The sequence below is a fragment of the Bradyrhizobium sp. 31Argb genome (genome assembly GCF_043638955.1).
Taxonomy (GTDB): domain Bacteria; phylum Pseudomonadota; class Alphaproteobacteria; order Rhizobiales; family Xanthobacteraceae; genus Bradyrhizobium.
Genome location: NZ_JBEGDB010000357.1, coordinates 1 through 6,926, shown reverse-complemented (window position 1 = coordinate 6,926; position 6,926 = coordinate 1). Strand labels below are relative to the sequence as shown.

General features: G+C 62.2%; 6 protein-coding genes. 3 read left to right on the top strand and 3 right to left on the bottom strand.

What is annotated here, in order from left to right:
* Positions 1 to 181 precede the first annotated feature (181 nt).
* Complete coding sequence (locus AAFX91_RS37310) at positions 182 to 1,729, top strand: acetolactate synthase large subunit (RefSeq protein WP_394569836.1); 1,548 nt, start codon at positions 182 to 184, stop codon at positions 1,727 to 1,729.
* A gap of 12 nt (positions 1,730 to 1,741) precedes the next feature.
* On the opposite strand, the gene AAFX91_RS37305 is transcribed toward AAFX91_RS37310, so the two are convergent.
* Positions 1,742 to 2,776: an HWE histidine kinase domain-containing protein gene (locus AAFX91_RS37305; RefSeq protein WP_394569835.1), complete on the bottom strand. Its 1,035-nt coding sequence runs from the start codon at positions 2,774 to 2,776 to the stop codon at positions 1,742 to 1,744.
* 182 nt (positions 2,777 to 2,958) lie between these two features.
* Positions 2,959 to 3,174, bottom strand: coding sequence for a hypothetical protein (locus AAFX91_RS37300; RefSeq protein WP_130578080.1), 216 nt, complete (start codon positions 3,172 to 3,174; stop codon positions 2,959 to 2,961).
* 196 nt (positions 3,175 to 3,370) lie between these two features.
* On the opposite strand from AAFX91_RS37300, the gene AAFX91_RS37295 reads away from it, so the two are divergent.
* Positions 3,371 to 4,717, top strand: coding sequence for a filamentous haemagglutinin family protein (locus tag AAFX91_RS37295; RefSeq protein WP_282528114.1), 1,347 nt, complete (start codon positions 3,371 to 3,373; stop codon positions 4,715 to 4,717).
* Between the two features lie 281 nt (positions 4,718 to 4,998).
* Here AAFX91_RS37295 and AAFX91_RS37290 read toward each other — a convergent pair whose 3' ends face one another.
* A complete protein-coding gene (locus AAFX91_RS37290) occupies positions 4,999 to 5,733 on the bottom strand; it encodes a FadR/GntR family transcriptional regulator (protein ID WP_130578079.1) in 735 nt (244 codons plus the stop codon).
* Between the two features lie 184 nt (positions 5,734 to 5,917).
* Between AAFX91_RS37290 and AAFX91_RS37285 the strand changes: the two genes are divergently transcribed.
* Positions 5,918 to 6,814: a dihydrodipicolinate synthase family protein gene (locus AAFX91_RS37285; RefSeq protein WP_282528113.1), complete on the top strand. Its 897-nt coding sequence runs from the start codon at positions 5,918 to 5,920 to the stop codon at positions 6,812 to 6,814.
* Positions 6,815 to 6,926: the final 112 nt, after the last annotated feature.

Here is a 6,926-nt window from a genome sequence, read left to right as displayed (position 1 = left end):
CAAGGCTTCCTCCTAAAAGAAAGCCTTGAATCACGTTCAATCTGATTTGAGAATCCCAAGAGTCCACACGGCCTAAACCTTTGACGAAACGGGCGAACAATGGTTGATCTGAGCCTGGGACGCCAGGCTTGAGACACTCGACTTGGGCCAACACAACATCGCGGGAATGCGGGAGCGAGACATGAATGGTGCGGAAAGTCTGGTGCGGACATTGGTCGCGGGCGGCGTCGACGTCTGCTTCACCAACCCCGGCACCTCGGAGATGCATTTCGTCGCCGCGCTGGATAGGGTCGAGGGCATGCGCTGCGTGCTCGGCCTGTTCGAGGGCGTGGTGACGGGGGCGGCCGACGGTTATTTCCGTATCAAGGAAACACCCGCTTCGACGCTGCTGCATCTGGGCCCCGGTCTCGCCAACGGCCTTGCCAACCTGCACAATGCCAAGAAGGCGAATTCCGGCATCGTCAACATCGTCGGCCAGCACGCGACCTACCACATCGGCTACAACGCGCCGCTGACCTCCGACATCGAGGGCCTGGCGCGGCCGATGTCGGCCTGGGTCAGGACCTCGCCGGATGCCAAGTCGGTCGCCGCCGATGGCGCTGCCGCGATTGCCGCTGCCAAGAGCACGCCGCCGCAGATCGCGACCCTGATCCTGCCGGCCGACACCGCCTGGAACGAGGCCGACGGCATCGCGCAGGTCCCGGCGGAAACCCAGCGGCCGAACTATTCGGCGCAGGCGGTGGAAGCGGCGGCCAAGGTGCTGCGCGAAGGTGGCACGCAGAACCTGTTGCTATTGACCGGCAGCGCGCTGACCGAGCATGGGCTGGCGCTGGCGCAGCAGATCGCCGGTAAGACCGGCTGCAAGGTGATGGGCCAGACCTACAACCCGAAGATGGCCCGCGGCAGGGGCCGCTTCCTGATCGACCGCATCCCCTATGTGATCGAGCAGGCGCTGCCGATCCTCAAGGACTTCAAGAACATCGTGCTGGTCGAGGCCAATGACCCCGTCGCCTTCTTCGCCTACCCGAACAAGCCGAGCTTGTTGAAGCCGGAGGGTTGCGAGGTGCATCGCATGACCTCGGGCGGCGAGAATTCGGTGGCTGCGCTGGAGGCGCTCGCCGGCGCACTCGGGGCCAAGCCGCAGGACGTCAAGCCGCAGAAGCTCGTCGAGCTTGCGAAGCCGACCGGTGCGCTGACGTTTGCCTCGATCGCGCAGGCGATCGCGTGCGCAATTCCGGAGAACGCAATCGTGGTCGATGAATCCATCACCACCGGCCGCGGCTTCTTCCCGCCGACGGCGGCCGCAGCGCCCCATGACTGGCTGCAGAACATGGGCGGCTCGATCGGCTTCTCGCCGCCGGTTGCGACGGGCGCTGCCGTAGCCGCTCCCGACCGCAAGGTGATCTGCATGGTCGGCGACGGCTCTTCGATGTACACGATCCAGGCGCTGTGGACGCAGGCGCGCGAGAACCTCAACGTCGTCACCATCGTGTTCGCCAATCGCATCTATCAGATCCTGCGCGGCGAGTTCGATGGCGTCGGCGCCGGCGAGCCGGGCAAGCGCGCGCAGGACATGCTGAAGATCGACCGGCCGACCATCGACTTCGTCTCGCTCGCCAAGGGCATGGGCGTGCCGGGCCGCGCGGTCGCGACTGCTGAGGAGTTCAACAAGGCGCTCGCGGAGGCGATCGCCGAGCCGGGACCGAGGCTGATCGAGGTGCAGATGTAAGGGGGGGCTGGCCTACGCCGCGATATCCGGGAAGCAGAATTCGCAGATCAGCCCCTCCGTCTCCCACTGCCGGGTGATGGTGCCGCTCAACGTGCGAACCACGCCGTCGACGGCGCCGACGCCAAATCCGGTCCGGGTGGGCGCGGCCACCTTGGGACCGCCGCTCTCCTGCCAGCGCAGGGAAAGGTTGGCGTTATCGGTCCGCCAACTGACGGCGATCCTTCCCGAGGGGCTGGAGAGCGAGCCATATTTGGCGGCGTTGGTGGCGAGCTCGTGCACGGAGACCGCGATCGCCTGCGCCACCGTGGCCGTCAGCCTCAAATCGCCGCCGTCGATCGCGACCCGCCTCGAGTCGTGTACCGCATAGGGCTTGAGCTCCTGTTCGATGATCGCGCGGATGTTGGCGCCGGTCCAGCGTGAGACCGAGAACAGCCGCTGCACATTGGCGAGCACGCTGAGGCGCCCCTGGAAGGCCGCCTGGAACTCCTGCGCGGTATCGGCCTTGGTCAGGCGCAGGATCGCCTGGATCACCGCGAGCAGATTGTTGGCGCGATGATCGACCTCCCAGGCGAGCCGCATCATGCGCTCCTCGGCCTGCTTGCGCATGGTGGTATCGACCAGCATGTTGACGGCGCCGATCAGCCGCCCCTCAGCGTCGCGCAAGGGTGTGGGATAGGGCATGAAGCAGATGCGCGAGCCGTCGGGCCGCTCGGCGATTGCTTCCATGTTGCGGACCGGGCGGTTCTCACGAAGCGCGACCGCCATCGGACACTCCCCATGCGGAAGCGGCGTGCCGTCCGGGCGGAACAGCTTCCAGCTCACGCACCACATGTCGCCGATGGCAGGCACATGTCCGGCAAACTCGATGCAGGCCTCGTTGAAGAAGGTGATGCGGCCTTCCGCATCCGTCGTGTAGATCGCGGCGGGCAGCGCCTGAAGCACATCGCGAAACTGCTGCTCGTCGGTGTCGGCGCTGATGGCGGTGTGATGCGCCAGGATCTTTTCGATCTCTGCTTCTTCTTCCGAATCGTCAAAGAGGTTCAGCATCACACGTCCATGCCCGCAGGTCTTCAGCCGGTAATTCGACACCAAGGGAAATGTTCCTCCCGGTGCGTGCAGTGGCCTGCAAATTCAGTGGAAATCCGGACGGAAGGACGGTGAGCACAGCGACGAGGGCACATCAAAAAAGGCCGCCCCGAAGGACGGCCTTGATCCCCATGAATCCTGTCTTACTGATGCATCGTGTCTTCGCCGGATTTCTTCGACGACTTCTTCGCCACCTTCTTCGAGCTCTTCTTCGGCGCCATTTTCGACGCATCATCCTTGCTCGCATTGTCGCTCTGTGCCGCTTGGCCAGTCGCGCCGCCGGCCTTGTCGGTGGTCTGTGCTGAAGCGGCCGACGAAATGAACGCCAGTGCGGTGGCGGCGATAATCAGTCTACGCATAGGATGGTTCTCCCAAGTTGGCCCCCGGTCTTCAACGGAACCGCGATGCGTCCGGTTCCGTTGCCGCGATCAGCAGTCCGTGAGCGGCGCGTGAACTCGACGCTGGAAGGCGCGAGGCTGGAACCCGCGGTGCCTGCCGGACGTTCTGGCTCCGGCAGCCGGCCAGTCGATCACTCTTCTCGGTACCTCGCTGGAAGTGACGGCCGGCCGCAACGTCTTCCAGTCCGATCCGGGGACGCTGGTCAATGGTCCGTTTTCCAGCGTCGGCCCGCTGGTCGCGGGGGATCTGCGTCCCGGTGCCGATATTGTCCTGCAGGCCGGCGTTGGATCGAGCGGTCCGGACTACGCTGCTCTTGCAGCGCGCTATCTCGATCCGGCCAACCTCGCGCAGCCCGGTGTCCCTCTGGCCGATCAACCCGGCAAGGTCGCGAAGATCTACGAAGCCGAATTGAGCACATGGCTCAAGGGTCGGTTCGGCTTCCAGGGCACGGTCGAGCAGGCGATCGCTTTTTTCGATGCGCTTCCGGTCGAACAACGCGCGATCTTCCTGCGCCAGGTCCACTTCGCCGAGCTGCGCGAAGGCGGCCGCGAATACAACGATCCGAACAGCATGCGCTTCAACTCCTATCTGCGCGGCCGCGAGGCGATCGCCATGCTGTTCCCCGAGACGGACGCCAATGGCAATCCGACCGAGCGCAAGGGGGACATCACCATCTTCGGAGGGTCGAGTATCCGCACCAACTTCGGCGGCAACATCCAGATGCTCGCGCCGAACGGGCAGATCATCGTCGGCGTGGAAGGCACGGTGCCGCCGTCAAGTGCGGGTATCATCACGCAGGGTGAGGGCGACATTCAGATGTATTCCAAGGGCAGCGTGCTGCTCGGCCTGTCGCGCATCATGACCACCTTCGGCGGAGATATCTTGATCTGGTCGGCGGAAGGCGACATCAACGCCGGCCGCGGCGCAAAGAGCACGATCGTCTACACGCCGGCAAGGCGCGTCTATGACGATTATGGCGGCGTGACCCTGTCGCCGAATGTGCCGTCCTCAGGTGCGGGCATCGCGACCCTCAACCCGATCCCGGGCATTCCTGCGGGCAATGTCGATCTGATCGCACCGCTCGGCACGATCGATGCGGGCGAGGCGGGCATCCGCTCCTCGGGTAACGTCAACCTCGCGGCGCTGCAGATCCTCAGCGCCGCCAATATCCAGGCGCAGGGCAATACGACCGGTGTGCCCACAATCCACGCCCCGAACATCGGCGGTCTCACCGAGGCGTCGAACACCGCCGGCGCCGCCCAACAGGTGGCGAAACCGGCCCAGACCGGAACCGCAGAACAGCCCTCGATCATCATCGTCGAATTCCTCGGCTTCGGCGGCGGTGATGGTGTTGCGCCGAATAGCAATGACGACGAGCGTTCGCGCAAAATGCAGGGGCGGCAGACATACAACACAAACGGAGCGGTGCAGGTCTTGGGTCACGGTGACTTGACCGATCAGGAGAAAGAGGTCCTGAATGATGAGGAGAAGCGGAAACTTTAGCGCCCACGGCGGCTGGCGCGATGGGCTGCTTGCGGCTACTTGGCTGGGTTCGTCATCGACATGGCTACCGGCCGTCCTTCGGGGTGGACACCTGAGCGATCGTCTCGTCGCTCAGGGGATGCAAATATGGTTCATTGCAGGGAGCAGTGGATTAAAACGGTTTTCAAACGGCTCTGACGAACCGGGATGTTTGGGTTCGACGAATTGCGAACGTCTATGCCGGCGCGCCACCATGCAGCTTTCCCCCATTCCGCTGCTAGACCAGCGGCACATCGCGTAGACTATCGCTTCTTCGGCTTGTCTACGCCGTTGGTGCTCTGCAACAGCAATCGTATGCGTACATCAGTTTCCTTGAAATTGTCTTCAGCCGCACGGGCGGCGGCCTTGGCGTCACGTCGTTCGATCGCCTCGATCAACCCGTCATGGAAATGCAGCATGCTCTTGAGCTGACCCTGTCCGAGGATCAGCGTGACGTTATTGGCAAAGGAGTCCTGCACGCTGAAAAAGGTTTCCAGGAAAAAACGATTATGCGCGGCCTTCACGATCGCGGCGTGGAAGAGGAAATCGAGCCGCGCAAACTCATCAGCACTGTCGCGCTTCACCGCGAGTTCGCAATCGCGCCACGCCGCCTTGATGTTTGCCAACTGTTCGGCGGTTCGGCGCTCTGCCGCCAGACGTGCTGAGGGAATCTCGATCGCGCGACGAAACTCATAGAGCTGCACCAAGGCTTCCGGGCTTTGTGGGTATTTAATCCTAGGCGGGGTCATCCGCTGTTCGATGACAAAGGTGCCCAGCCCACTGCGGGATTCGACAAGGCCGAGATGCTCAAGCACACGCAGCGCTTCGCGTACCGTGGAGCGGCCAACTCCCAGTTGCCGGCTAAGTTCCTGCTCGGAAGGAAGCTTGCTCCCGACGCTCCAGGCCTCGGTCAGCATCGTGCGTATCGCGGCGATGACTTCATCTACCAGCGACACTTTTGTCACGCGGGGAAGTGCTTTTTGAGTTTTCAAGTCCATCGCCCGCTACCTGCCCTCTGGTGCTCAATAAGACCTCTACAAAAGCGGACCGATCCTCGCAAGATAATCCGGCTACCTGATATCAGGTGACCTACTTGTCAGACAGCCTGATATGTGGTTTGGTTCCTGCCCATGACAGATCCAAGTCCGGCTCGAGAGCCATTCAGAAAAGATGAGGTTTGAAATGGCGAAAGAACTTTTCCAGGGAGTCCTTGCCTTTCCTGTCACTCCTTTCGACGAGTCAGGCGAACGTATCGATTTGCGCTCATACGAGCGGTTGCTGAACCACGTGATCGAGGGAGGCGTGCATGCCGTAATTCCTCTCGGCAGCACCGGTGAATTTGCCTATCTCAGCACTCCTGAACGCCAGCAACTCGCCGAGGCGACCGTGTCGATCACGAAAGGCCGCATCCCTGCGGTGATCGGAATCTCCGCTATCACCACGAAAGAGACGATCGGCCTGGCCGAGCATGCCGAGGCCAGTGGGGCTGACGGCGTGATGATCAGCATCCCAACGTACTATGCTTTGGGGGCCGACGAGGTCGTCGCACACGTGGAGAAGGTCGCTCGGTCCGTCAAGCTGCCGGTAATGCTGTATAACAACCCGTTCACGTCGCAGGTTGATCTGACCGGCGATACGATCGCTCGCATGGTCCACATCGAAAACCTTGTCGCGATCAAGGAAGCGACCATGGACGTGAACCGTATTTCGCTGCTGAAGTCCAGGTTCGGCAATCGCTTCGAGGTGCTTGGCGGCGGCTTTGATCCATATGCTTTTCCCGCCTTCTGCCTGGGTGTGCGCGGATGGACAACCGGCATGGCAAACATAGTGCCATCCCGCTGCGTAGCACTTCATCGCACAGTGGTCGTCGAATCGAACCTGGTCGAAGGCAGGAAGCAGCATGAGAAGCTGTTACCGTTGGCCAATCTCCTTGTCGAACTCGGCCTATCGAAGGCCGTCAAGGCCGCGCTCCACGTGCTGGGACTGAGTGTCGGACCGGCCAGAAATCCCCTAGGACGACTGTCGGTTGAAAACGAGAAGCGGCTGGCGGCGGTCCTTGTCGACCTCGGCGTTCTCTAGACGGTCCTCCATCGACGCTGTGGTCAAGGCGTCTGGTGTTCGCCGTCGAGACCTTTGAGACAAATTGAAGGATTTTGCGGAGGGAGGATTTCTGGTTCATCGTAGCCACCAG